Here is a 26,419-nt window from a genome sequence, read left to right on the forward strand (position 1 = left end):
AGCGATTTCCCGGCCCGACCTCGGTGTGTTAGAAAAATCTCACCGGATTCGGATTCCGGGGGACGATGACATCGCGCCCCCGTTGACAGGGGGTGCATGACTGTGGCGTCGAGACTGCCCTCCGCGCCGCCCGGTCTTGCGGGATTCACCTACGTCCGCCCCCTCGGAACCGGTGGGTTCGCCGATGTCTTCCTCTTCGAGCAGAACCTCCCGCGCCGTCCTGTCGCCGTGAAGGTGCTCCTCGAGGACATCGTCGACGAGAACCTGCTCCGCATGTTCAATGCCGAAGCCGACGTGATGGCGCGTCTGAGCTCGCATCCCTCGATCCTGACCATCTACGAGGCCTCGATCTCCTCCGATGGTCGGCCCTACATCGTGATGGAGTACTGCCCCACCTCCCTCACCAATCGCTACCGCCGCGAGGTGATCCCGGTCGCGGAGGTGCTGCAGCTCGGCGTGAAGATCGGCTCGGCGCTCGAGACCGCGCACCGTTCCGGACTGCTCCACCGCGACATCAAGCCGTCCAACATCCTCATCACGACCTTCGGAACTCCGGTGCTGTCGGATTTCGGCATCGCCGCCGCCATCTCGGGCCGTTCCGACGGCGACGAGGTGTTCGCGATGTCGGTGCCCTGGAGTGCTCCCGAGATCATCGACGAGCGCATCTCGGGCTCGGTGACGGCCGAGGTCTGGGGACTCGGGGCGACGCTGTACTCACTCCTCGCCGGCCGCAGCCCGTTCGAGCGTGCCGGCAGCGGCCAGAACAGCCGCGAGCAGCTGAAGTCGCGCATCCGGAAAGCGTCGTACACACCGATCGGCCGCGGCGACGTGCCCGAGCGCCTGGAACAGGTCCTCGCACGCGCGATGAGTCGCGATCCGGGTGCGCGGCACGCCACGGCAGCCGACCTCGCCCACGACCTGCAGCTCGTCCAGCACGAACTCGGACTCCCGCACACTCCGATGGAGGTCGCCGTCGACGAGTGGGCCGCGGCTGGCGCCAGCGTCGACTTCGCCGATGACCGTGCGCGCGGACCCGTCCGTCCGTCGGTGGCATACGAGTCGCGTCGCCCGGCGCGGGCAGCGAAGGCCGTCGACCGTCGCCCCGATGAGGGGACGATCCTCGCCGGGGCCGAGCCGACCCGCCGTCTCGGCACCGCCGCGCGGGTCGCGCTGATCGCCGGCGGCGCTCTGCTGGTGGCCGGAGCCGGAGCGGCGACGACGCTCCTCATCGTCGGCGGAGGGTTCTGAGATGGCGCGGCGCGAGAGCACGCGACCCCGCGTGCGCCGGACCACCTGGATCGCCGCGGGCGCCGTGACGGCGGTCCTCGCGGTCACGGCGGCCCTGGCGGTCGTGTGGCCCGGATACGACGCGCAGCAGACGCCGCCCGACGACCCGACCGTGTGGGCGCTGCAGAACGGCGCCGGCAGCGGATACGCCCGTGTCAACCTCGAGCTCGGCGAGATCGACACCGTGAAGCAGGTCGACAACGGCAGTGCGGTCGCGCAGACGACGGACCGTCTGTTCGTCTACAGCGACGGCGCCTCCCAGTTCTCCGATGTCGACATGGGGCGTCCCGCCGACCTCACGGACGACGCGGAGGACGCTTTCACCCCGACGCCTCCGGGAACCGCCGACATCGCCGTGACCGGCGACGCGATCGCGTACCGGACGGACGCCGGCGCCGTGTTCGGGTCGAGCCTGTCCGGCGGCGGCGAAGGCATCCCGATCGATCCGTACGCCGACGCCGAGGTGCCCGAGGGCGAGGAGCGGCCCCGCTTCGTCGCTACCGCCGTCGCCGTCGACGCGGCAGGCGTGGTGTACGCCTATTCGGCCGACGAGGGTCGTGTGGTCCGCGCCGACTCGCGCACGGGCAGCATCTTCGGCGAAGACACCGGACCGGCGGAGCTCGAGACGGCGCAGCTCAGTGTCGTCGGAACCCGCTGGGTGCTCCTCGACGAAGCGACCGGCGACGTCTGGCTGCGCGGCCGCGACGAGCCCATCACGACCGACCTCGCCACCGGCGCGCGGCTGCAGGATGCCGCTCCCGAGGGAGACCGGGCTTACGTCGCCGACGCCGAGGGCGTCGTGGCCGTCGATATCTCCGGCGGCACCGCATCGCGGGTGCTCGACCGCCCCGGCGCCGGCACCCCGGCCAAGCCGGCCGTGCTCGACACGACGGTGTACGCCGCGTGGCTCGGCGACGGTGAATCCGCCGGCTCGCTCTGGTCGAGCGCCGATCCCGGCGCCGTGACCGACCTGGATTACCGGGGCGCTGACATCGGCGACAACGTCGACCCGGCATTCGTCGGAAACGGCACCAGGCTCGCACTCAACGATCGCCGCTCCGGCTGGGTGTGGAACGTCCCGGACGGGGCCCTCATCGCATCGTCGCAGCAGTGGGACCTCGATCGCCAAGTCGAGGTCGAGCAGCAGGATGATGCCACCTCGGAGCGCGTGGTCGACCCCAAGCCGCCGGTGGCCGTCGACGACGCGTTCGGCGTCCGCGCCGGCTCGGTGACGCTCCTGCCCGTCCTGCTCAACGACCACGACCCGAACGAGGACGTGCTGAGCATCGACCCGGCCTCGCTCGAGAACCTCGATCCGGCATTCGGCACGGCGTCCATCACGGGCGCGCAGCAGCAGCTGACGGTCGCGGTCTCCCCCGAGGCCTCCGGCACGGCGACGCTCCGCTACCGCGTGACCGACGGCACTGCCGCCGACGGCCTGCTCTCCGAGGTCGCCACCGTCACCCTCACGGTCGTCCCCGACGATCAGAACAGCCCGCCGGTGTGGTGCGGCGTCGAGGGATGCCTCGCGACGTGGCCATCGCTCACGGTGGCTCCCGGCGGAACCGTCTCAGCGGAGCTGCTCGAGGGCTGGGTCGATCCGGAGGGCGATCCGGTCTTCCTCGCCGGCGCGACCAACGACACCGGCGTGGGAACCGTGACGACGTCGCCCGAGGGGACGCTCACTTACCAGCATCCCGATCCCAACACGACGGAGGGATTGGCCGTGACCATCACGGTCACGGTCTCCGACGCGCGCGGAGCGACGGTGACGCAGCCGCTCACGATCACCGTGACCCCGACGCCCGAGCTCACGGCTGAGTCGTTCGCCGTTACGGGAGTCGTCGGTGAGCCCCTGGATGTGTCCGTGGCGCCGTACGTCGCCGGCGCCGCCGGGCCGGTCTCCCTCACCGGCGTCGTGCCGCTCAACGAGGCGCAGACGACGGCGGCGGCGAACCCCGCCGCCCTCAGCATGGTCGTGACCGCCTCGGCCCCCGGTTCATATCTCGTGCAGTACAACGTGCGGGATTCGCTGACAGAGGCCACCGCGATGGTGCGCGTCACGATGCTCGCGCCCGAATCCGCGGGCATCACGACCCCGCCTCTCACGGCGTTCGTGCGGCCGAACGAGGACGCGACCATCGACGTCGCCGCGGCGGTGTCGAACCCCGCCGGTTCGGTGCTGCTGCTCAGCGACATCCGCCCCGAGAGCGATCCCTTCGCATCGTTGGGCGTCGACCTGGTCGGGCAGAGCCTGCTGCGGGTCAGCGGGACGACCGACTCGGGAGAGCCGGGGCGCCTCGGCGTCGTGCGGTACACCGTCTCGGACGGGACCGGCAGTGCAGCCGCGACAGCCCAGGGCGAGCTCACCGTGGTCCTGCTGCCCTCGGCCAGCGCCGAGCCTCCCATCGCGGTCGACGATGCTGTGACGGTGCGAGCGGGCACGCAGATCGACATCCCCGTGCTCGCGAACGACACCGCCCCGTCGGGCGCGCTCATCGCGATCGACCCGTCGTCGATCGTGAACGAGACCGGCGGCGGACTCGCCTTCGCCACCAGCCGTCTGCTGCGCTATCTCGCGCCCGAGCAGGCCGGGACGTACGCGCTGACCTACACGGTCTTCCGGCTGGGCTTCCCCGAGGTCACCGATACGGCCCGCGTGACGGTCACGGTCGTGGGCGACGAGTCGAATCAGGCTCCGCTCCCGCGCACGCTCGTCGGCCGTGTCCTCAGCGGGCAATCGGTCAGCATCCCCCTCGACGGCTACGCGGTCGACCCCGACGGCGACCCCGTCGTGCTCGATCGGATCGTCGCGCAGCCCGAGCAGGGGTCGGCGACGATCTCCGCAGACGGCTCGGCCATCATCTACACGAGCCCGGACGGCTTCAGCGGTCAGGTCAGGTTCCCGTACGCCGTCCGGGACCCCAGTGGCGCGACCGGCACCGCGGATGTCCGCGTCGGTGTCATCGACACGCAGACCGACCCGAGCCCGGTCACCTACAGCGACTACCTGCAGGTGCAGGTCGGCGCCGAGAGCACGGCGGTCGTGCGGCCCACCGACAACGACATCGATCCCGCGGGGAGCGACCTCGAGCTGATCGGCGTCGCCCCCAACGCTCAGGAAGGCTCGAGCGAGTACGAGACCCTGCAGAGCCTGATCGGAACCGTCGACAACGGCGCCGTGACGCTGCGGGCCGGCGACGTGCTCGGCACCTTCTCGTACACCTACACCGTGAGGAACGAGCGCGGCGACACCGCCATCGGACTTATCGTCGTCAAGACGGTGCGCGAGCCGGTTCCCGACTATCCCGTCGTGCGCGACACCGTGCTGACGCTCGAGAACCGTGAGGACTTCCCGCAGGGCGTCGATGTCCTCGACGGACAGGTGTCGTGGAACACCGGCGACGCCTCGGGCTTGCGTCTCTCGCTCTGGGGCGAACCGACGGATCTCGACGTCGACGGCTGGAAGATCTCGGGTGAGCTGCCCGAGCGATCACGCCTCATCCCCTTCGAGGTCACCGGAACCGCCTTCGACGGCACCGAGGTCACGTCCTACGGATTCCTCCGTGTGCCCGGTGAGGCCGACGTCCGGCTCGCGCTGCGTGAAGGCTACCCGCCCCTGCAGGTGCGCGAGAAGGAAAGCGTCGAGGTCGACCTCGCCGACGCGGTGCGCGTGCCCCGCGGCGCGACCCTGGTCATCGACGACGGCATCCGCACGGGCGGCGCGCGCGGCGAAGCCGTCTGCAGCGTCGTATCGGGCACCACGATCCGTTACACCGCGGGCGCCGGTGCACCGTGGACCGACAGCTGCATCGTGCCGGCGCGGCTGAGCACGCAAGACGTCCCGACGTTCCTGACGCTCCGCGTGACCGTCGAGGCCGAGATCCCGCAGCCGATTCTGCGGAGCGCGTCGCTCACCGTGAGTCCCGGATCGACGCAGACCTACGACCTCGCGCAGATGGTCCAGTGGGCCGGCCGCGCCGACTGGGAGTCGGTCCGCTACGCCGGTTCGTACGGCGGCGACCAGTTCACCGTCACAGTCGACGGAAACACGGCGACGGTGACGGCAGCGGATACCGCGCGCCCCGGCCGCCAGGAACCGGTCGCGATCTCGCTCCCGAGTCACTCCGACGCCGCACCGGCGAACCTCCTCCTGACCGTCGGTCCGGCACCGTCGACGCTCCCCAAGGGCGGGTCGGCGGTGCAGACCTGCTCGCAGTCCGGCGGCGCGACCTCGTGCACGATCGAAGTGATCGGCGGCGCCGGCGAGGTCAACCCGCTGCCCGGCACTCCGCTGCGGCTTGTCGGAGCCAGCGGCCCTGGCAACTGCACCGGGGTGTCCTTCTCCCGGGCGAGCGACACCGCGGTGCGCGCGACGTGGAGCTCGGATGCGCCGGGCGCGGCCGAGTGCACGGGGAGTTTCACCGTCGAGGACGCGCAGGGGCGGCAGTCCAGCGGTGCCCGCAACGGACAGGTCATCCTCGACCTGCAAGGCCTTCCGGCGAATCCCGCCCGCATGGAGTGGACCGCGTACACCGGCGACTCGGTGAGCCTGCGTGTGACCTCCGACGGCGGCTCCTACCCCGCGGTCCAGGGCTACCGCATCACGGCGGACGGTCGCGAGGTCGCCACGTGCCCAGCCTCCGGGTCGTGCTCGCCGATCTCCGCGCCCGTCGGCGAGAAGATCACCTACGAGGCCCGCGCGTACAGTTCGGTCGGCGAATCGCGCTCGACCGTCCGCGCGCAGGCCTGGGCCTACCGCCCGCCGGCACAGCCCGCCGGCTCGTCGTTCGAGCCGGTGCCCAACGGCCGCGACGGCGGCCGCGCGACGATCACGGTGACAGGACTCGACGCCACGACCGGCAGCGTCCGACTGACCGGCGGCCGCCAGGGATCGGACACGCGTCCGGTGGTCGGCGGTACCGCGACCTTCACGAACTACGACGTCGGCTCCAACTCCGCGACCACGCTCACTGCGACGCCGCTGACGACCTTCGACCTGCCTCCCATCGCGGCGGGCTCGAGCGAAGGACAGTCGCGTGCCGTGACGGCGCACGGAGTCGGGGCCCCGGGCCTGACCCTGTCGGAGACCAACACGTCGAACTCGATGCGCGTGACCGCATCGGTGACCTCGAACGGCGATGGGACGCAGACCCTCATCGGCTTCAGCGACGTCTCGGCCGACGCATGCGTGCCCACCGGTTCGGCGACGAGTCAGCAGTTCGAAGCGCAGGCGTTCAAACGCAAGACGGTGTGGGCATGCGCTGAGCACACGTTCAACGGCAAGAAGGGCTTCGGCGTCACCGGCGCCGAGATCTCTGCGCGTCCCGTCGGCAACGTCGAGGCGCCGGACGGGATCACGTTCTCCGTGAACACGCGGCCGAACGGCGATGGGACGACGTACACCTATGACGCCCGGCTCAATCAGCCGACCAACCCCCCGTTTGACGACGCGCAGTTCCGCCTGCTGCAGGGTGGCAACCCGGCCCGCGACTTCGCGCCGAGTTACAACGGACCGGTGACTGGCTGGTCGGGACAGTGGTGCGACACGTTCCTCGGCTACCCGACCAATTGCTCGGATGCTTCACCCATCGGTCCTGCGTCGTCCACGGCTTCCTTCCCGGTTCAGGTGTCCGCGAACTCGCTACCGTCGTGCCGTTCGGATCAGACGTCGGTTCCGGCTTGGAATCCGCCCGGTCTCCCGTCGGGCACGTATTCGGTGGCCTCCGAGGCCGTCGGCGGCACGGGCGCGGTACGAAGCAACCGTTACACGATCACGTGGGCGGGGCCTTTGTCCAGCTTGCAGAAGCTCACCCTCGAACGCACCTGCGAGCAGATCGCCGCACCGGAACCGACTCCCACCGACCCCGCCGGCGGTGCCGGCGACGGCACCCCCTGACCCCCGCCGCACGGCGAAGCGAGAGGACCCCATGAGCATCACACCGGAGCAGACCTCCTGGTTCCAGGAGACGTTCGCGACGCTCGTCGACAACGTCGACAAGGTCGTCCTCGGCAAGCGGCATGTCATCGAGCTCGCGTTCACCGCGATGGTCTCCGAGGGACACCTGCTGCTGGAGGACTACCCCGGCACCGGCAAGACCTCGCTCGCCCGCGCCATGGGGCAGACCGTGCAGGGCACGAGCAGCCGCATCCAGTTCACCCCCGACCTGCTGCCCGGCGATGTCACCGGCATCACGGTCTACGACCAGAGCCGCGGCGAGTTCGAGTTCCACCAGGGTCCGATCTTCGCCAACGTCGTGCTCGCCGACGAGATCAACCGCGCCTCGCCCAAGACGCAGTCGGCGCTGCTGGAGGTCATGGAAGAGGGCCAGGTCACCGTCGACGGCGTCAGCCGCCGGGTGGGTGTGCCCTTCCTCGTCGTCGCGACGCAGAACCCCGTCGAGCAGGCGGGCACCTACCGGCTGCCGGAGGCGCAGCTCGACCGCTTCCTGATGAAGACGACACTCGGGTATCCCGACCACGCGGCAACGGTGCGCATCCTCGAGGGCGCTGCCGAGACCCGCCGCGAGGTCTCGCCCGTCATCACCCCCCAGGGCGTCGTGAGCATGGCCGACATCGCGCGCGGGGTCTACCTCGACGCGCTCGTCCTCGACTACATCGCCCGTCTGATCGAGGCCACCCGCCTCGCCACCGAAGTGCGCCTCGGGGTGAGCGTCCGCGGCGCGATCGCGCTGACGAAGGCGGCGAAGACCTGGGCGATCGCCCACGGTCGCAGCTACGTCACGCCCGACGACGTGAAGGCCCTCGCCGAGCCGGTGCTCGCGCACCGGCTGATCCTCGACCCCGAGGCCGAGTTCGACGGTGTGACGGCCGGCGCCGTCATCGGGCAGGTGCTCCTCGACACGGTGCCGCCCAGCCAGAGAGAGACCGTGTGAGCTTCGACACCGAGTCCCGCCTCACCCGCACCTCCTTCTCGGAGGGCACGGGTTTCGCGCGCACGCGGTTCGGCACGACCGGCCGCACCACCGTGCTCGCGGTGCGCGGCGTGCAATCGTGGCGGCGTCTGCGACGCGCAGCCACGGCCACGGCGCGATGGATCTCCGAGACGGTCACGGTGGCCGGGTGGCTCATGGTCATCACCGCTGTCGTCGGGCTCGGTGTCGGACTGCCGCTCGGTCTCATGGAGCTCGCCGCCGCCGGTGTGGCGGCCCTCGTGCTCCTCGCATTGTCGGTGCCCTTCCTCTTCAGCGCACGCGCCTACCAGGTCGACCTGCAGCTCGAGCACGACCGGGTCGTCGCCGGAACGCAGGTCGAGGGGACGCTCGTCGTGACCAACGTCGGCACAGCGCCCGCCCTGCCCGGTCGCATCGACGTCCCGGTGGGCGACGGCATCGTCGATGTGCACGTTCCCCTGCTGCGCCACGGACACACCCACACCGAACAGGTCGTGGTGCCGACGCACCGGCGCGGCATCATCACGGTCGGCCCCGCTCGCACCGTGCGGGGCGACCCCCTCGGCATCCTCAAGCGGGAGGGGACGTGGGACGACGTGCACACGCTCTACATCCACCCCGTCACCACCACGCTGCGCAGCACCACGACCGGCTACATCCGCGATCTCGAGGGCAGCGCGTCGCGCACCGTCGTCGACGCGGACTTCTCCTTCCATGCCATCCGGCCGTATGTCGCCGGTGACTCGCAGCGCCAGATCCACTGGAAGTCGACGGCGAAGACCGGCACCCTCATGGTGCGCCAGTACGAGGAGACCCGGCGCAGTCGTATGGTCATCGCCCTCGCGGTCGGTGACGACGAGTACGCCTCCGACGAGGAGTTCGAGCTCGCCGTCAGCGCCGCCGCCTCACTCGGCATCCGCGGCATCCGCGACGGCCGCGACGTAGACGTCGTCGTCGGCGGCGAGGTGCCCGAGTTCGCACGTCGGCGCATCCGCACCATCCGCGAGCTCACCACCATCACGACCCGCACGCTGCTCGACGACCTCGCCGGGCTCGACCGCATCGAGCATGTCAGCCCCCTGCGCGATGCCGCGTCGCTCGCTGCGGAGAGCCACCCCGACGTGTCGATCGCGTTCCTCGTCTGCGGCTCGACCCTGACCGCCGCGCAGCTGCAGTCCGCCGCGCTGGCCTTCCCCGCCGACGTCGGGGTCATCGCGGTGACCTGCTCACTCGAGGCCGAGCCCGGCTTCAAGGCCCTCGGGTCGATGTCGGTGCTCTCCATCGGGCTCCTCGACGACCTCCGTCAGCTGCTGTCGCGGGCGGCGCAGTCGTGAGCGCCCCGGCACGGCGCGACCTGCGGGCTCGACGCACCCCCCGAACCGCGTGGCGATTCCTCATCGCGCAGGCCGCGGTCCTCCTGCTCGTGATCTCCGTGGGCGCTCTCGCGGCCTGGCCGATCTATCGCAGCGCCGCGTTCGTCATCGTCGTCGTCGCCGCGATGCTCGCGGGGACGGCCCTCGCAGCAGCCGGCCTGCGCTGGCGCCTGAACGGCTGGTGGCTCGCGCTCGCGACGATCGCGACGTACGTCGTCCTCGGCCTCCCGCTCGCGGCCCCCGGCTCGCTCGGCTCGGTGTCTCAGGCCCTTCAGGGACTGCGGGGAGTCGTGACGGCCCCGGTCACCGGATGGAAGGACCTGCTGACGCTCGAGCTGCCGCTCGGCAGCTACCAGGCGACACTCGCACCGGCCTTTCTGGTCTTCCTCGCTGCGACGGTGCTCGCCCTCTCGATCGCGTGGCGGGGCGGACGATGGTGGCCGCTGGCCGTCGTCACGACACTCCTCCCGACCGTCTTCGGAATCGCCTTCGGCGCCACCGCACCGATGCCGGGCCTGAGCGTCGGGCCGGTGTCGCTGAGCCGGGAGGCGCTGGTCGGAATGGCCGCGCTCGTGATGGCTCTCGTCGCGATCGTGTGGCGCACCACGGCGGATCGCCGACGCGCGATAGCGGCCGCGACGGCCGCGACGGGGGTACGGAGCGGAAACCGCCCCATCCGAGGGCTCGCCGGCCGCGCCGCGACCGCGGCGGGAATGGTCGCCGTCGGGCTGGTCGCGGCGACCGTCGTCGCGCCGTGGGCGCTCGCCGGCACCTCGCGCGACGTTCTGCGAGCCGAGGTCGACCCGCGACTCGAGATCGCCGCCGAGCTGAGCCCCCTCGGGCAGTACCGCACCTGGTTCGGCGACGACCGGTTCGACCAGACGATGTTCCGTGTGGCCGCGCCGGCGGGTGTCGACCGCGTGCGCCTGGCCACGCTGCCGTACTACGACGGCCGGTCGGCCCGGGTCGTCGACCCCGCCGCGGCGCCGGGTGACGCGCGCTCCTCCTTCACCCGGGTTCCGTCGGCGCTGCCTGCCGACCCCGGTTCCGCGGCCGGTGCCGGGCGCATCGTCATCGAGGGGTGGAACGAGGTCTGGATGCCGACGCTCGGCGCCGTCACCTCGGTCGACTTCGACGGATCGGATGCCGCAACCCTCGCCGACGGCTTCTACTACAACGCCGAGACGGCCGCGGGGGTCCAGCTGGCCCCGCCGGGGCTCGCGCCCGGGGCGGAGTACCGACAGGGCACCGCGTATCGCGAGGATCCGCCGACTCTCGGCTCGCTTGAGCCGGCACGATCGGGTCCGACGCTCAGCGAGGATGTCGTGCCCGAGACTCTCGTGCGGTGGGTGGACGAGCACGCGAGCGGGTCCGGAGGCGCCGGCCTCGAACAGCTCGTGGAGCTGCTGCGCGCACGGGGCTTCCTCAGCCATGCGCTCACGATCGATCCGGCGGCACCGCCGGCGTGGACTGCCGAGCTGGGCGACTACGCGTTCCAGCCGAGCCGGGCCGGGCACTCCACCGATCGCATCGACCAGCTCTTCGCGGATCTCCTCGCACGCGAGGACGAGGTGGGCGGTGACGACGACGCGGCGCTGGTCGCCGCGGTCGGCGACGACGAGCAGTTCGCCGTGGCGGCGATGATGATCGCCGATCGGCTCGGCTTCGACGCCCGGATCGTCGTGGGCGCGCGGCTGGATTCGACCGACGACACGCTCACGACCTGTGACGAGGGGGTCTGCGCGGCAGGCGACGTCTCGGCCTGGCTGGAGGTACGCGGCGTCGGCCCCGAGTGGGTTGCCGTCGACGTCACTCCCCAGCACGCGGTGTTCCCCTCTCCCGATACGCAGCAGCGGCAGGACCCGAAGATCCCGACCGACGTGCGACAGGAGCAGGCCGAGACGGTGCAGCCCGCCGACGCCAATCCGAGCGACGGCGGGCGGAGTCCGAACGACGATTCCGCAACCTCGCAGGACCTCACCGCCCTGTGGACGGCGCTTCGCATCGGCGGGGTCTCGCTGCTCGTCCTGCTGCTGCTCTTCGGACCGTTCGCGCTCATCGTGCTGGTCAAGCTTGCGCGGCGCCGCGGTCGCCGCACGAGCACCGACCCGGTCGCGCGATTCACCGGCGGCTGGCAGGAGTTCGTCGATTCCGCGGTCGACCACGGTCTCCCCGGCCCCGGCTCACGGACGCGGCACGAGCTCGTCACGGCGTACGGCGGTTCGGCCGGAGCAGCCGAGCTGGCGACGCTCGCGGACCGTTCCGTGTTCGATGTCGCACCGCCCGATGAGGACGACGCCGATCGCTTCTGGCGGATCGTCGAGTCGGAGCGCTCGCGGCTCGACGAGGGGCTGAGCTTCTGGGCTCGGCTGCGCGCGCGGGTGTCGCTGCGTTCGCTGATGCGACGGGAACGTCGCATCAGCCGTGCGCAACGACTGCCGCGCAGCCGACGGGATCGATAAGGTGGCACGCGGCACGCGCGGGATGCACCGCGCTCGAGGGCAGGAGAACAGGTGAAGGCACACGGCTTCACGATCGACGCTGCGACGACCGTCATGGCGCTCGGCGGTGGGAACGGCGGGCCCTCGGGCGCGTTCGCGGCGCTCGGAATCGTCCAGGTGGTGCTCGGCATCGGCATCTATGTGTGGACCGCGCTCGCGCTGACGGCGGTGTTCCGCAAGACCGGTGTCGATCCCTGGCGGGCGTGGGTCCCGGTGCTCAACTTCTGGGAGCTCTACGTCCTCGCCGGAATGCGCGGCTGGTGGGCGGCGGTGCTGGCAGGCGGTGCCGTGCTGGTCACGATCATCTCGGGGGTCGTCGCCGGGGTTTTCGCCGGGATCGCCCTCAACGCCGGCTTCGGCGGCGACGCGGGCAGCGCCGCCGGCGCCCTGGCTGCCGCGGCGGTCGTGCCCGCTCTCATCTGGCTGGGCTTCCTCGCCTTCGCGCTGGTGATCCAGATCCGCATGCTGCGCTCCCTGTGCCGCGGGTTCGGCCTGGGCACGGGGTTCGTCGTGCTGGGCGCCCTGCTCTTCCCGGTGTGGGCGAGCGTCGTCGGGTGGGGTTCCGCCCGGTGGCTCGGCCGCGAGGCGCCCGCCGAGCCGGCGCCCTTCCGCAGTCCCCCGACGGATGCCGGTGTCCCGTCCGCCCCGGCCACGGCCGCTCTCGCGTCGCCCGCGCCGGCCGCGCCACCGGCACCGCCGCTCTTCGCTCCCGCGAGCGCCGCACCGTCGAACGCCGCGCCCGGCGTGCCGACGCCCGCCGCCCCCGCAGCCGAGCCGATCAGCGCGAGCCCCTGGGCTCCGCCGCCTCCGCCCGCCGGGCCCGGCGTTGCGGATCCGGCCCCCCAGTCGTGGTCCGCTCCGACGGCTTCGCCTTCGCCGGCACCGCAGCCGGTTGCGGCACCGGTCGCGCAGGCCGCCCCGGTGGCCGCCCCGGTGGCCGCGCCCGTCGACGATGAGGCGGATGTCGATGAGCGCACCGTGCTCGCGGCCCGCCGCGGACCGCAGGCCACGCTCCGTCTGCCGAACGGGTCGTCCGTCGCGCTCTCCGCTGCGGCCGTCGTCCTCGGCCGGAACCCGGTCGCCCCCGACGCAGCGCCCGACGCGCAGATCATCGCGATCGACGATGTCACCCGCACGGTGTCGAAGACGCACGCGCTGTTGCAGCACACCGGTACGGTCTGGACGATCACCGACCTGGCGTCCACCAACGGCGTCTTCGTCGGTCCCGACGATGTCGAGGCTTCCGGGCCTACGCCGGTATCGGGCGTCTTCCACTTGGGCGACGCCGAGCTCCAGCTCACCGAGGCCTGATGACCACCGCCACTCCTCCGATCGACGTCCATGTGACCAGCGGCAGCCGCACCGACACGGGGCGCCGCCGGTCGGTGAACGAGGACGCTCTGCTGGCCGAGTACCCCGTGTTCGTCGTGGCCGACGGCATGGGCGGACATGATGCCGGCGATCGCGCATCTGCCGCGGTCATCGAGGTGTTCCGGCCGCTCGTGGGCCGCGACGACCTGCGCCCCGAGGAGGTCGCCGACGCTGTCGAACGGGCCCATTCCGCGGTGTCCGTCGTCGCCGCCGGAACCTCCCGCGGTGCGGGCTCGACCCTGTCCGGCGTCGTCGCCGTGCAGCAGGGCGGGGTGCGGCGCTGGCTCATCGTCAACGTCGGCGACTCGCGCGTCTACCGTCTGCTCGCCGAGCGCCTCGAGCAGTTGACGATCGACCACTCGGTCGCGCAGGAGCTCGTGGATGCCGGGCAGCTGACCCGTGATCAGATGTCGACGTACGAGGGCCGGAACGTCATCACCCGAGCGATCGGCGGCGAGCGCAGCCGCGCCGATTTCTGGCTCATCCCGATCGTCACCGGTGAGCGCATCGTCGTCTGCTCCGACGGGCTCACCGGAGAGCTCTCCGACGAGGCTCTTCGCGCGGGGCTCATGATGGGCGGCTCCCCCGCGCAGACCGCGGAGTCCCTCGTCACGCAGGCCTTGGCTCACGGCGGCCGCGACAACATCAGCACGATCGTCCTGGACGTCGTCGCCGGCGGCATCAGTCCTCGGCTCGAGGACACGACCGGCGGCTTCATGAACAGCGAGTCCGTCACCGCGACGGTCGAGGTCGCCACGGCGCGCTCTCGACGCCGCCGAGCGGACCATGGCTGAGCTGCGTCGTCGGTCCCGCCCGCCGGTCCCGGTCCCTGCGGCCATCGACGGCCGGAACCCCGACCGAGTGCTGTCGTCGAGCGACCGCGCGGACGTTCACCTGTACCGGGATGCCGCCGGCAGGAAGCCGGTAGCGGTCAAGGTCTTCCGCCATCCGCTCGGCGAGCGCGAGCGCACGGCGTTCGCCGCAGCCGCCGCGCGCTTGATCGCCCTGACGACGCATCCGAGCGCGGCGACGGTGCACTCCGCTGACACGACCGACGACGGCAGACCGTACCTCGTGATGGAGTACTGCTCGCGCGCTGCCCTCGCCGAGACCGCCTCGCGGCGTCCGATGAGCGTGCCCGAGACCCTCCGGCTGCTCGTCCGCCTCTGCGGCGCTGTCGAGACCGCCCACAGGAGCGGAATCGCCCACGGCCGCATCCGTATCGAGAACGTTCTGACGACCGATTACGGCTGGCCCGCCATCATCGGCTTCGACAGTGACGATCTGCTTCTTCGCGACGGGCATGACCTGTCGCCTCGTGCGCGAGCCACCGATGTGCACGGCCTCGCCGCGGCGGCCACCGAGCTCTTGACGGGACGCCCCGTGGCCGACACGGCATCGCCGCTCGAGGGGGTCGACTCGGTTCCTGCCGAACTGGAGACGCTCGTCCTCGCGACCCTCGAGTCGACGGAGGCGGGGCGAGGTCCGTCTGCCGCCGAGTTCGGCCTCGAGCTGCAGCGCATCGAGTCGGACTGTCACCTCCCGGTCACGCACCTCGACGTCCGTGAGCCGGTCGAAGAGGATGCTGCGGCTACGGCGGACGCTCCGCCCGACGAGGACGAGCGGACCGTGCTGTCGACGCGGCACTCTCCCGCAGACGAGCACACCGTGCTGGCGAGTCGGCGCCGACCCGAAGGCGACGACGACGCCCCCGACCACACCGTGCTCGCCGAACGCCGCCGCGACCCGGTCGACGACGATTCCGACGAGCGCACCGTGCTGGCCGCGCGGCGCACCGGCCCCGACGACGACCGCACCGCTCTGGCCGTCCGTCGCGCCGCCGAGGCTGACGACCGCACCGTCCTTTCGGCCCGGAGCAGCGACCCCGACAACGATCACACGCGTCTGGTGTCGCGGTCCCTCCCCGGCGCGCAGGGATCCCGGCCGCCGCAGGACCTCCCCCTGGCTGGTCCCGACAGCGAGCCGACGACCCTCGTGCGGCGAGCGCTGCGTGATGAGGTGGTGCGCGGCCGCGTCGACACCGATCGTCTCGCAGTCGGGCCGGATGCCGACGGCGAGCGCTACCGGGCCCGCGCGCCGCGCGAGGTCCCGGAGGTCGCGCGCGTCCGCGTGGAGGCGCCCGTCCGCCAGCCCGCGGCGACCGCCGCGAAGCGCCGCGGGAACGGCACGGTCATCGCGGTCGTCGGGGCCGGGGTCATCCTCCTCGGCGCCGCCGCGACGGCCATCGTGTTGATCATCGGAGGAGGAGCATGACAGCCATCGAGCACGACACCGACGAGCACGACCGCGAGGAGGTGGGCGCCGCTGCCGGCGAGACTGCCGAGAGCGTCGCGATCGAGTTCTGCGGCGAGTGGTTCCGTCCGGTCGCGGGGACCACCTACGCGATCGGCCGCGACGCCGACCTCGTCATCGACACGAACCCGTACCTGCACCGTCGGCTGCTCGCCATCGATGCCGAGCACGGCCTGTGGTGGCTGTCGAACATCGGACAGTCGATCTCCGTCAGTCTCGCCACTCCCGACGGCGCCTATCAGGCCGTACTCGGCCCGGGAGCGCGGGTTCCCCTCGTGTTCCCCGCTCTCGTGGTCATGTTCACGGCCGGCGCGTACACCTACGAGCTGACGGTCCACACCGACGGGTCTCGATTCACCGTCCGTGACAGCTTTCCTCGCACGACGGACGACCACGTCGGCACGACGACCGTGGGCGCCGTCGCGCTGACCTCCAGCCAGCGTCTGCTGCTGCTGGCCTTGTGCGAGCCGATCCTCCGGGGAGGCATGGTCGGCTCGAGCCAGGTGCCGACGTCGGCTGCGGCGGCGGAGCGTCTCGGCTGGCCGCTGACGACGTTCAACCGCAAGCTCGACAACGTCTGCGACAAGCTCGACCGTGAGGGCGTGCGCGGCCTCCGCGGCGGCGTGGGCAAGCTGGCCACCAATCGGCGGGCGCGACTCGTCGAGCACGCGGTGCTCTCACGCCTCGTGACCGCCGCAGATCTGCCACTGCTCGACGAGATCCGCAGCGAACAGGCCTGAACCGCGCCGCAGCGCCGTACGATGGAGGGCTGTGTCCTCGCCCGCCCCTGTGATCTCCTTCCCGCCTGAGCTGCCCGTCAGCGGGGCACGGGAAGAGATCGCGCGCGCCATCCGAGACCACCAGGTCGTGATCGTCGCGGGTGCCACCGGGTCGGGCAAGACCACTCAGCTGCCGAAGATCTGTCTCGAGCTCGGACGCACGAGCATCGCCCACACTCAGCCGCGTCGGATCGCCGCGCGGACGGTGGCCGAGCGCATCGCCGCCGAGATGGAGGTGCCCCTCGGCGGCGCCGTCGGCTACAAGGTCCGGTTCACCGACCAGGTCTCCGCCGACACGCAAGTGGCACTGGTCACCGACGGCATCCTGCTCAACGAGATCCACCGCGACCGGATGCTGCGCCGGTACGACACGATCATCATCGACGAAGCGCACGAGCGTTCGCTCAACATCGACTTCCTTCTCGGCTATCTGCGCCGCATCCTCCCCCGCCGCCCCGACCTGAAGGTCATCGTCACCTCGGCGACGATCGATCCGGAGAGCTTCGCGGCGCATTTCGCCGACGCCCAAGGCGCCCCCGCGCCGATCATCGAGGTCTCGGGGCGCACCTACCCCGTCGAGGTGCGGTACCGGCCGCACGACGACAACGGCGAGGATGAGACGACCGCAGACGATGTCGACGGGCTCATCGCGGCGCTGCGCGAACTCGACCGCGAGCCCGACGGCGATGTGCTCGTCTTCCTCCCCGGCGAGGCGGAGATCCGCGACGCGATGGACGCCGTGCGCTCCGCGTACGCGAAAGACGCACGCCCCACCGAGGTGCTCCCTCTGTACGGGCGGCTCTCCGCCGCGGAACAGCACCGCGTCTTCGAGCCCTCGCGGGTCGCCGGAGTCCGGCGCCGGGTCATCCTCGCGACCAATGTCGCCGAGACGAGCCTCACCGTCCCCGGCATCCGCTACGTCGTCGACGCCGGAACGGCGCGCATCTCGCGCTACAGCAACCGGTCGAAGATCCAGCGGCTGCCGATCGAGGCCGTGTCGCAGGCCTCCGCGCAGCAGCGCGCCGGGCGTGCCGGCCGAACCTCGGCGGGTATCGCGATCCGCCTCTACGCCGAGGACGATTTCATCTCGCGGCCCGAGTTCACCGAGCCGGAGATCCTGCGGACATCGCTCGCGTCGGTGGTGCTGCAGATGCTCGCGCTCGGGTTCGGCGACATCGCCGACTTCCCGTTCCTGACCCCGCCCGACTCCCGCGGTGTGAAGGCGGCCTTCGATCTGCTCGTGGAGCTGCGGGCGGTACGCCGCGACGAGAAGGGCGCCTGGCGCCTGACGGACACCGGCCGCGAGATCTCGCGTCTTCCGATCGATCCGCGTTTCGCGCGCATGCTCGTCGAGGCACGCACGCTCGGCGTGACGCGCGACGTCCTCGCGATCGTGGCGGGCATGTCGATTCAGGACGTGCGGGAGCGCCCCGAAGAGCGGCGCGAGGAAGCCGACCGGCTGCATGCCCGGTTCACCGATCCGACGAGCGACTTCCTGACGCTGCTCAACCTGTGGAACCACCTGCAGGACCAGCAGCGCGAGCTCGGTTCCAGCGCGTTCCGCCGCACCTGCCGCGCAGAACACCTGAACTACGTCCGCGTGCGGGAATGGTTCGACGTCCACCGCCAGCTGAGCGCGCTCGCCCGCGGAGACCGCGACCGCGGGAAGCGCGGACGCGACGAGCCCATCGCGACGACGGGCGCCGCGCAGCCCGACCATGTGCACCGTGCGATCCTGGCCGGTCTCCTCTCGCAGATCGGCATTCTCGACACCCGGAGCACCTCGGCCACGCGGACCGCGGCCGGTCGAAGCGGCGGCGGCAAGCCCCAGCGCCCCCGTGCCGAGTACCGCGGCGCCCGCGGCGCGAAGTTCGCGATCTTCCCCGGCTCGGGTCTGCGCAAGGCGTCACCGGACGCCGTGATGGCCGCTGAGCTCGTCGAGACCTCGCGCCTGTACGCCCGCACGGTGGCGGCGATCGACCCCGCCTGGGCCGAAGAACTCGCCGGAGATCTGGCGCACCGCTCGATGAGCGATCCGCATTGGTCGAAGGATGCCGGAGCCGCCGTCGCCGCCGAGAAGGTCACCCTCTTCGGGGTCGAGATCGTGCCGCGCCGGCGAGTGCAGCTGGCCGGGCGCGACCGTGAGCTCGCCCGCGAGCTGTTCCTCCGGCACGCGCTCGTCGAGGGCGACTGGAACTCCGCGCACCTCGACAAGCGCCTGACGGCGTTCGAGCGCCGCAACCTCGAGCTGCGGCGACGCCTGGAGAAGATCGAGGAACGCGAACGGCGTCGCGACATCCTCGTGGGCGACGAAGCGGTGTTCGCGTTCTACGACGCCCGCATCCCGCGCGACGTGTTCGATGTCCGATCCTTCGAAGCGTGGTGGCGCGACGCCAGCGCCCGCACGCCGCGTCTGCTCGACATGACCGAGAGCGACCTCGCCGGAGATGCCGCGGGAAGCGACGAGCGCGCCTTCCCGGCGCGCTGGCGCCAGGGCGATCAGGTGCTGTCGCTCGCGTACCGTTTCGAACCCGGCGCGCCCGACGACGGCGTCAGCGTGGTCGTCCCCCTCGCGCTGCTCGCCTCGCTCCGCCCGGACGGGTTCGACTGGCAGGTGCCGGGGCTGCGCGACGAGTTGATCGCGGGCCTCCTGCGTGCTCTCCCCAAGGCGATCCGCCGGCACGTCGTGCCCGCCGCGGACTGGGCTTCCCGGTTCGCCGAGGAACTCGCCGGCGATGGACCCGAGTCGCGGAACGGCCTGCCCGCCCTGACGCTGCGCGACGCGCTCGCTGCGCAGATCCAGCGGGTCGCGAATCAGCCGGTCACGTCATCGGACTTCGACCTCGAACGCGTGCCGGCGCACCTGTCGATGTCTTTCCGCGCCGTCGACGAGCGCGGGCGCCCGCTCGGCTCGTCGCGCGATCTCGCCGAGCTGCAGCAGCGACTCGCGAACCGCAGCCGGGCCTCCGTCGCCCGCTCCCTCGCGAAGGCCGCCCCGCGTCCCGGCGCGCAGCCCGCCGCAGCGTCACCGGCCGCGCCGACGGGTGCCGGACCGGAAGGCGACCAGCGGACCGGGATCGTCGAGCAGACCGGCCTGACCGACTGGACCTTCGGCGATCTTCCCGAGCTCGTCGACACCAGGGTCGCCGGCGGCATCGTGCGGGGGTATCCCGCCCTCGTCGACGAGGGAGCATCCGTCGCCCTGCGTATCGAGGCGACCCCCGAGCGGGCCCATCGCCTGACCCGCGCGGGCGTCAGGCGACTCGTCCTGCTCTCCGTCCCCTCTCCGGCCACGTACGTCCTCGACCACCTCACTGCGCCCGAGAAGCTCGCGCTCGCGGCATCCCCGTACGCGTCGGCGAAGGCTCTCATCGAGGATGCGCGTGTCGCTGTCGCGGATGCTGTCATCGACCGCACCGCGGCATCCGTCCGCACGCCGGCGCAGTTCCAGGCGGTGCGCGCCGCGTTCTCGGCGGCCGTGGTCGAGGAGCTGTTCCAGACCGTCTCGCTGAGCGCGCGGATCCTCACCCTTCAGCGCGACGTCGAGCGGGCGATCCGCAAGGAGAACTCGATGGTCCTGCTCGCCGCTCTCGGCGATGTGAAGCAGCAACTGGCCGGCCTGGTGTTCCCCGGCTTCCTGTCACGGACCGGCACGTCCCGGCTCGCGCACCTGCCGCGGTACCTCCAGGGCGCTCTCGAACGGGTGTCGTCCCTGAGCGACAACCCCGGACGCGACCGGCAGCGCCTCACCGAGTACGAGCGCGCCGCGACGCTGTTCACGGAAGCAGGCGGGACGATCCCACCAGCGGACGACGCTCCGCCGAACCTGCGACACGCACGCTGGCTGCTGGAGGAGTACCGCGTCAGCCTCTTCGCACAGCGTCTCGGCACCGCCGAGCCCGTGTCGATCCAGCGGATCACGAAGACGCTGGCCGGCACGGGCTGATCAGTCGGTAGCGTGGCCCCATGGCTCACGCAGTGACGTATTCCGAGTTCGGCGGACCCGAGGTCCTCTCCCTCAGCGACATCGAGGTGCCCGCTCCGGGCCCCGGTCAGGTGGGTGTACGCGTGACAGCGGCCGGTGTGAACCCGATCGACCACAAGCTGCGGGCGGGCCTGCGGCCGTCGGCGAGGATCTCGAAGCCGCGGCGCATCGGTAATGACGGCGCCGGCGTTGTCACGGCGGTCGGCGCGGATGTCGACGGCTTCCGTGTCGGGGACGAGGTCGTGGTCTTCGGGGCGAGCGGTGTCTATGCGACCGACATCGTCGTCACGCCCGACAAGCTGACGCCGCTCCCCGCCGGGGTCTCCCCCGCGGTCGGCGCCGCTCTCGGCATCCCCGTGGCGACGGCGTATCAGTCGCTGCGCTCGCTCGACGTCGGACCCGCCGACACCCTGCTGCTGCACGGCGGCAGCGGCTCGGTCGGTCAGGCGGCGATCCAGTTCGCCCGGCTGAGGGGAGCTGCTGTCATCGCCACGGCGAGCGAGGCCCGCTCGGACCGTGTCCGCGATCTTGGCGCGACGCCCGTCGGGTACGGCGACGGCCTCGCCGACCGTGTCCGCGCGGCCGCCCCGCAGGGGGTGACCGTGGCCCTCGACTGCGCCGGCACCGACGAGGCGCTCGACGTCTCGCTCGAGCTGGTCGCCGACCGCTCCCGCATCGCGACGATCGTGCGCGGAGCAGATGCCGCGGGGCTCGGCATCCGCGCGTTCTCCGGGGGAAGCCCCGAGCCGCTCACCGAGCAGCAGGTGGCCTGGCGGGCCGAGGCGATCCCGGTGGCCGCGGCGCTGCTCGCCGCCGGCGCCTTCCGCGTCGAGCTCGGACCCGAACTGCCCCTCGCCGAGGCTGCAGAGGCGCACCGTCTCGTCGCCGCACACACTCCGGGCAAGATCACGCTCCTGCCCTGACCGGCAGCTCCCCCGACCACAGCGAAGCGGCGCCCGCACCGGCGATCCTCGGAAGGATGCCGGCGCGGGCGCCGCTTCGCTCAGGCGCGGGTCGTCAGTTGCCCGAGCGCCGCTTGTTGTAGACGTCGAAGGCGACGGCCAGCAGGAGCACGAGACCCTTCACGGCCTGCTGCCACTCGATGCCGATGCCCATGATCGACATGCCGTTGTTCAGCACACCGATGATCAGACCACCGATGATCGCGCCGCCGATGGTGCCGACACCACCCTGCACCGCCGCACCGCCGATGAAGGCCGCGGAGATCGCCTCGAGCTCGAATCCGTCACCGGCCTTGGGCCCGGCGAGGTTCAGTCGGGCGGTGAAGATGAGACCGGCGAGAGCGGCGAGCACGCCCATGTTGACGAACAGCCAGAAGTCCGCGCGGCGCGTCTTGATGCCCGAGAGCTCGGCCGCGTGGCGGTTGCCGCCGATCGCGTAGATGTGACGGCCGAACACGGTGCGGTTCATGACGATGCCGTACACCAGCACCAGCACCGCGAGCACGATCAGGGTGACGGGGATGCCCTTGTACGAGGCGAGGGCCCACGTGAACCACCCGATGACGACCGCGATGAGGGCGAGCTTCGCGACGAACCAGACGAGCGGCTCGACGTCCTGCGAGTACTTCTGGCGTCCGGCGCGAGTCCGCCACTGCTGCACGATCAGCGCGACGATGCCGAGCGCACCGATGACGAGGGTGAACAGGTCGGGATCGGATTCACCGAAGATGCCCGCCAGGAAGCCGTTGCCGAGCGCTCGATACTCGGTGGGGAACGAGCCGATGTTCGCGTTGCCCAGCACCACGAGCGCGAGACCGCGGAAGATGAGCATGCCCGCCAATGTCACGATGAACGCGGGTATGCCGACGTAGGCCACCCAGAAGCCCTGCCAGGCTCCCACGAGCGCGCCGATCAGGAGGGACAGGACGATGGCGAGCCACCACGGCATCCCCATCTTGACCGCCAACACACCGGACACGGCGCCGATGAAGGCTGCGACCGAGCCGACGGAGAGGTCGATGTGGCCGGCGATGATGATCATCACCATGCCGATGGCCAGCACCAGGATGTAGCCGTTCTGGACGACCAGGTTCGACAGGTTCTGCGGGCGCAGCAGGATGCCGTTGGTGAGGATGGCGAACAGGGCGACCACCGCGATCAGCGCGATGAAGATGCCGTTCTTGCCGAGGTCGGCGAGGATGTGTCCGATCCAGCGCGTGAAGCGGTTCTCGGTCGGGTTGAGCCCGCCGCCGGCGGCGGTTTGGGGCGTTGTTCTGAGACATTCGAGGATCTCCTGCGGCCCCGCTCAGCGGGGCTTCTCCATGGTCATGAGTTTGAGGACCGACTCGGGAGTCGCGTCGGCGATGGGCAGCTCACCGGTGATGCGCCCCTCGGAGAGGGCGTACACGCGGTCGGAGATGCCGAGCAGTTCGGGCAGCTCGGACGAGATCACGATGATCCCCTTCCCCGCTGCGGCGAGCTTGTTGATGATCGTGTAGATCTCGTACTTCGCCCCCACGTCGATGCCACGCGTGGGCTCGTCGAGGATGAGCACCTCGGGGTCGGAGTAGATCCACTTCGACAGCACGACCTTCTGCTGGTTGCCGCCCGAGAGCTTCCCGGTCTTGGCGAGGACGGTCGGCGCCTTGATGTTCATGCTCTTGCGGTACTGGTTCGCGACGGAGAACTCCTCGTTGTCGTCGACCAGCCCGGCCTTCTCGAGCTTCTTCAGCGACGCCATCGAGATGTTGCGCTTGATGTCCTCGATGAGGTTCAGCCCGTAGGTCTTGCGATCCTCGGTGGCGTACGCGAGCCCGTTGGCGATGGCCTCCGAGACGGTGCGCGTGCGGATCTCCTTGCCGCGCATGAACACCTTGCCCGAGATGCGGGTGCCGTAGCTGTGGCCGAACAGGCTCATCGCGAACTCGGTACGTCCGGCGCCCATGAGCCCGGCGATGCCGACGATCTCGCCCGCCCGGACCGTCACCGAAACGTCGTCGACGACGACGCGGGTGGGGTCCTGCGGGTGGTGCGCAGTCCAATTCTCGACCCGCAGCAGCTCGTCGCCGATCTGCGGCTCGTGATCGGGATAGCGGTGCTCGAGGTCGCGGCCCACCATGTCCTTGATGATGCGGTCCTCGGTGACGTCGTTCTTCGAGATCGTCTCGATCGTCTTGCCGTCGCGGATGACCGTGACGGTGTCGGCGACCTTTTTGATCTCGTTCAGCTTGTGGCTGATGATGATCGACGTGATGCCCTGCTCGCGCAGGCTCAGGATCAGATCGAGCAGGTGGTCGGAGTCCTCGTCGTTGAGCGCGGCGGTCGGCTCGTCGAGGATCAGCAGCTTGACCTCCTTCGACAGAGCCTTGGCGATCTCGACGAGCTGCTGCTTGCCGACGCCGATCTGGTTGACCTTCGTCGTCGGGTTCTCCTTGAGCCCGACGCGACGCAGCAGCTCGGCCGCGGCGAAGTTGGTCTTGTTCCAGTCGATGAGGCCGCCGGCGCCCTTCCGCTCGTTGTTCAGGAAGATGTTCTCGGCGATCGACAGGTACGGGCTGAGCGCCAGCTCCTGGTGGATGATGACGATCCCGCGCGCCTCGCTGTCGCGCAGATTCTTGAACTCGACGGTGTCGCCCGCGTAGACGATCTCGCCGTCGTAGGCGCCGTGCGGGTAGACCCCGGACAGCACCTTCATGAGGGTCGACTTCCCCGCGCCGTTCTCACCGCAGATCGCATGGATCTCGCCGCGCTGGACGGCGAGATTGACATTCGAGAGCGCCTTGACGCCGGGGAAGGTCTTGGTGATCCCGCGCATCTCGAGGATGGTTTCGCTCACGTCTCCGACTTCCTTGTGGGGGTGGATGATTTCTCGGGTGCGGCGGCGGGAGCGGTTCGCTCCCGCCGCCGTTCCGAGGATGGGCGGATGCCGCGGCTCAGAGACCGAGCTCTTCGGCGGTCCAGTAACCGGTGTCGACGAGCGACGACTCCACGTTGTCCTTCACGACGGGAACCGGCGCCAGCAGGAAGGAGGGCACGACCTTGACGTCGTTGTCGTACGTCTCGGTGTCGTTGACCTCGGGCTCCTCGCCCTTCAGAGCGGCGGCGGCCATGTCGGCCGCGACCTTGGCGAGCTCGCGGGTGTCCTTGAAGATGGTCGCGTACTGCTCACCGGCGAGGATCGCCTTGACCGAGTCGACCTCGGCGTCCTGGCCCGAGATGATCGGCCACTCGGCGCCGGTGGAGTATCCCGCACCCTCGAGCGCGGAGATGATGCCTCGCGAGATGCCGTCGTAGGGCGAGAGGACGGCGTCGACCTGCGTGCCGTCGGAGTAGTTGGCCGTCAGGATGTCCTCCATGCGGCTCTGGGCGGTCTCGCCGTCCCAGCGCAGCGTTGCGGCCTGCTCGATGTCGGTCTGACCCGACTTGACCACGAGGGTGCCGTCGTCGATCAGCGGCTCGAGGACCTCCATCGCACCGTCCCAGAAGAAGAACGCGTTGTTGTCGTCGAGCGAGCCGGCGAACAGCTCGATGTTGAAGGGACCGGCCGGCGCGCCGTCGAGCGGCTTGCCCTCGAGGTCGGTCAGCCCGAGGCCGTTCAGGACCGTCCAGGCCTGCTGACGGCCGACGAGCGCGTTGTCGAACGTCGCGTAGTAGTCGACGTTCTCGGTGCCCTTGATCAGTCGGTCGTAGGCGATGACGGGGATCTCCGCGTCCGCGGCGTTCTGCAGCGCCTCGGTCAGCGTCGTGCCGTCGATCGAGGCCACGATGAGCGCCTCGGCACCCTTGGTGATCATGTTCTCGATCTGCGAGACCTGGGTCGGGATGTCGTCCTCGGCGTACTGGAGGTCGACCTGGTATCCCTGGTCCTCCAGGGCCTTCTTGACGGCGTTGCCGTCCTGGATCCAGCGCTCCGAGCTCTTGGTGGGCATCGCGACGCCGATGAGGCCGCCGTCTCCGCCGCCCTCACCGCCGCCGGCGCCGCCGCCGGTGCTGGAGCATGCCGAGAGCGCCAGGGCGCCGACGGCGAGCGTCGCTGCTGCGTACAGGAACTTCTTGTTCACTGTGTGTCCTTTCCAGTGACTTCACTGTCTTGCGGGAAATGGTGACCGCGCCCCGGTGCGGGGCTACCGGCGGTCGTCGGTGGTCTGTCCGTAAACGTTCTGATACCGGTCGTACAGCGCATCGATCGCGTCCTGCGGAATCGGGAGCAACTCCCCCGCCTGCCGGGCGATGTGGACCGTGCGAGCCACGTCCTCCACCATCACCGCAGCCTTGACCGCATCCTTCGCACTCGACCCGATCGTGAACGGCCCATGGTTCTGCATCAACACCGCCCGGGAACGATGCCCCCGAAGCGTGTCCACGATCCCCCGGCCGATCGAGTCATCACCGATGATCGCGAACGGCCCCACCGGGATCGGCCCCCCGAACTCATCAGCCATCGCCGTGATCACACACGGGATCTCCTCACCCCGCGCCGCCCACGCCACCGCATACGTCGAATGCGTGTGCACCACACCACCCACCTCGGGCATGTTCCGATACACATACGCATGCGCCGCCGTATCACTGGACGGCGACCGGTCACTGCCCGGCGTCCCCGGCACCACATTGCCGTCCAGATCGCACACGATCATGTTCTCCGGAGCCAACTCGTCATACGACACCCCCGACGGCTTGATCACGAACAGATCAGCCCCCGGAACCCGCCCCGACACGTTGCCACCGGTCCACACGACCAGCCCGTAACGCACCAGCTCCGCGTGCAACGACGCCACCTCGGCCCGAACCCGCGCCACCGCGACTTCGACCTTCACGCCGTCGACGTACTCGCTGCTGATCGCTGCGTTGCGTGCCACTCGAGTGCTCCTTCGCCCGGCCACCATCGGCGGGCCTCGATCGTGTGACGATCGATGTGACCGTTCACATTGCGA

General features: G+C 70.6%; 15 protein-coding genes. 11 read left to right on the top strand and 4 right to left on the bottom strand.

Annotated elements, in window-relative coordinates; all coding sequences use genetic code 11:
• Nucleotides 1–96: 96 nt before the first annotated feature.
• Genes VC184_RS09005 through VC184_RS09055 form a run of 11 tightly spaced genes read left to right on the top strand, consistent with a single transcriptional unit; the run spans nucleotide 97 to nucleotide 21,446 of the window.
• On the top strand, nucleotides 97–1,248 hold the full coding sequence (locus VC184_RS09005) for a serine/threonine-protein kinase (protein ID WP_323985831.1): 1,152 nt from the start codon (nucleotides 97–99) through the stop codon (nucleotides 1,246–1,248).
• 1 nt (nucleotide 1,249) lies between these two features.
• Nucleotides 1,250–7,186: an Ig-like domain-containing protein gene (locus VC184_RS09010; RefSeq protein ID WP_323985833.1), complete on the top strand. Its 5,937-nt coding sequence runs from the start codon at nucleotides 1,250–1,252 to the stop codon at nucleotides 7,184–7,186.
• A 31-nt stretch (nucleotides 7,187–7,217) separates the two neighbouring features.
• Nucleotides 7,218–8,183, top strand: coding sequence for an AAA family ATPase (locus tag VC184_RS09015; protein ID WP_323985835.1), 966 nt, complete (start codon nucleotides 7,218–7,220; stop codon nucleotides 8,181–8,183).
• Nucleotides 8,180–9,535: a DUF58 domain-containing protein gene (locus VC184_RS09020; protein ID WP_274179558.1), complete on the top strand. Its 1,356-nt coding sequence runs from the start codon at nucleotides 8,180–8,182 to the stop codon at nucleotides 9,533–9,535. The genes VC184_RS09015 and VC184_RS09020 overlap by 4 nt, the downstream gene beginning before the upstream one ends.
• A complete protein-coding gene (locus VC184_RS09025; protein WP_323985837.1) occupies nucleotides 9,532–12,036 on the top strand; it encodes a transglutaminase domain-containing protein in 2,505 nt (834 codons plus the stop codon). Before VC184_RS09020 ends, VC184_RS09025 begins: the two co-directional genes overlap by 4 nt.
• Before the next feature lie 51 nt (nucleotides 12,037–12,087).
• Nucleotides 12,088–13,386, top strand: a complete 1,299-nt coding sequence (locus VC184_RS09030; protein WP_323985839.1) for an FHA domain-containing protein — start codon at nucleotides 12,088–12,090, stop codon at nucleotides 13,384–13,386.
• Nucleotides 13,386–14,240, top strand: a complete 855-nt coding sequence (locus tag VC184_RS09035; RefSeq protein ID WP_269266044.1) for a PP2C family protein-serine/threonine phosphatase — start codon at nucleotides 13,386–13,388, stop codon at nucleotides 14,238–14,240. Before VC184_RS09030 ends, VC184_RS09035 begins: the two co-directional genes overlap by 1 nt.
• Nucleotides 14,233–15,720: a protein kinase gene (locus VC184_RS09040; RefSeq protein WP_323985841.1), complete on the top strand. Its 1,488-nt coding sequence runs from the start codon at nucleotides 14,233–14,235 to the stop codon at nucleotides 15,718–15,720. The genes VC184_RS09035 and VC184_RS09040 overlap by 8 nt, the downstream gene beginning before the upstream one ends.
• Nucleotides 15,717–16,499 carry a hypothetical protein gene (locus tag VC184_RS09045; protein ID WP_323985843.1) on the top strand — a complete coding sequence of 261 codons (783 nt, stop codon included), beginning with the start codon at nucleotides 15,717–15,719 and terminating at the stop codon, nucleotides 16,497–16,499. The genes VC184_RS09040 and VC184_RS09045 overlap by 4 nt, the downstream gene beginning before the upstream one ends.
• A gap of 31 nt (nucleotides 16,500–16,530) precedes the next feature.
• Nucleotides 16,531–20,484, top strand: a complete 3,954-nt coding sequence (gene hrpA, locus VC184_RS09050; protein ID WP_323985844.1) for an ATP-dependent RNA helicase HrpA — start codon at nucleotides 16,531–16,533, stop codon at nucleotides 20,482–20,484.
• A 20-nt stretch (nucleotides 20,485–20,504) separates the two neighbouring features.
• Nucleotides 20,505–21,446 (top strand): quinone oxidoreductase family protein, encoded by a 942-nt coding sequence (locus VC184_RS09055; RefSeq protein ID WP_274179563.1) that lies wholly within the window; start codon nucleotides 20,505–20,507, stop codon nucleotides 21,444–21,446.
• 94 nt (nucleotides 21,447–21,540) lie between these two features.
• Here VC184_RS09055 and mmsB read toward each other — a convergent pair whose 3' ends face one another.
• The 4 genes from mmsB to VC184_RS09075 all read right to left on the bottom strand — a co-directional run bounded on the left by mmsB (nucleotide 21,541) and on the right by VC184_RS09075 (nucleotide 26,371).
• On the bottom strand, nucleotides 21,541–22,695 hold the full coding sequence (gene mmsB / locus VC184_RS09060) for a multiple monosaccharide ABC transporter permease (RefSeq protein ID WP_323987752.1): 1,155 nt from the start codon (nucleotides 22,693–22,695) through the stop codon (nucleotides 21,541–21,543).
• Nucleotides 22,696–22,791: 96 nt separating this feature from the next.
• Nucleotides 22,792–24,321 (bottom strand): multiple monosaccharide ABC transporter ATP-binding protein, encoded by a 1,530-nt coding sequence (mmsA, locus tag VC184_RS09065; RefSeq protein WP_323985846.1) that lies wholly within the window; start codon nucleotides 24,319–24,321, stop codon nucleotides 22,792–22,794.
• 97 nt (nucleotides 24,322–24,418) lie between these two features.
• The gene (chvE, locus tag VC184_RS09070; protein WP_181574275.1) at nucleotides 24,419–25,546 is read right to left on the bottom strand and encodes a multiple monosaccharide ABC transporter substrate-binding protein; all 1,128 of its coding nucleotides are present in this window, start codon (nucleotides 25,544–25,546) and stop codon (nucleotides 24,419–24,421) included.
• 63 nt (nucleotides 25,547–25,609) lie between these two features.
• Nucleotides 25,610–26,371 carry an L-ribulose-5-phosphate 4-epimerase gene (locus VC184_RS09075; protein WP_282501061.1) on the bottom strand — a complete coding sequence of 254 codons (762 nt, stop codon included), beginning with the start codon at nucleotides 26,369–26,371 and terminating at the stop codon, nucleotides 25,610–25,612.
• Between the last annotated feature and the right edge of the window lie 48 nt (nucleotides 26,372–26,419).

Origin of the sequence: Microbacterium plantarum, from assembly GCF_035231185.1 — a bacterium.
Lineage (GTDB): Bacteria > Actinomycetota > Actinomycetes > Actinomycetales > Microbacteriaceae > Microbacterium > Microbacterium plantarum.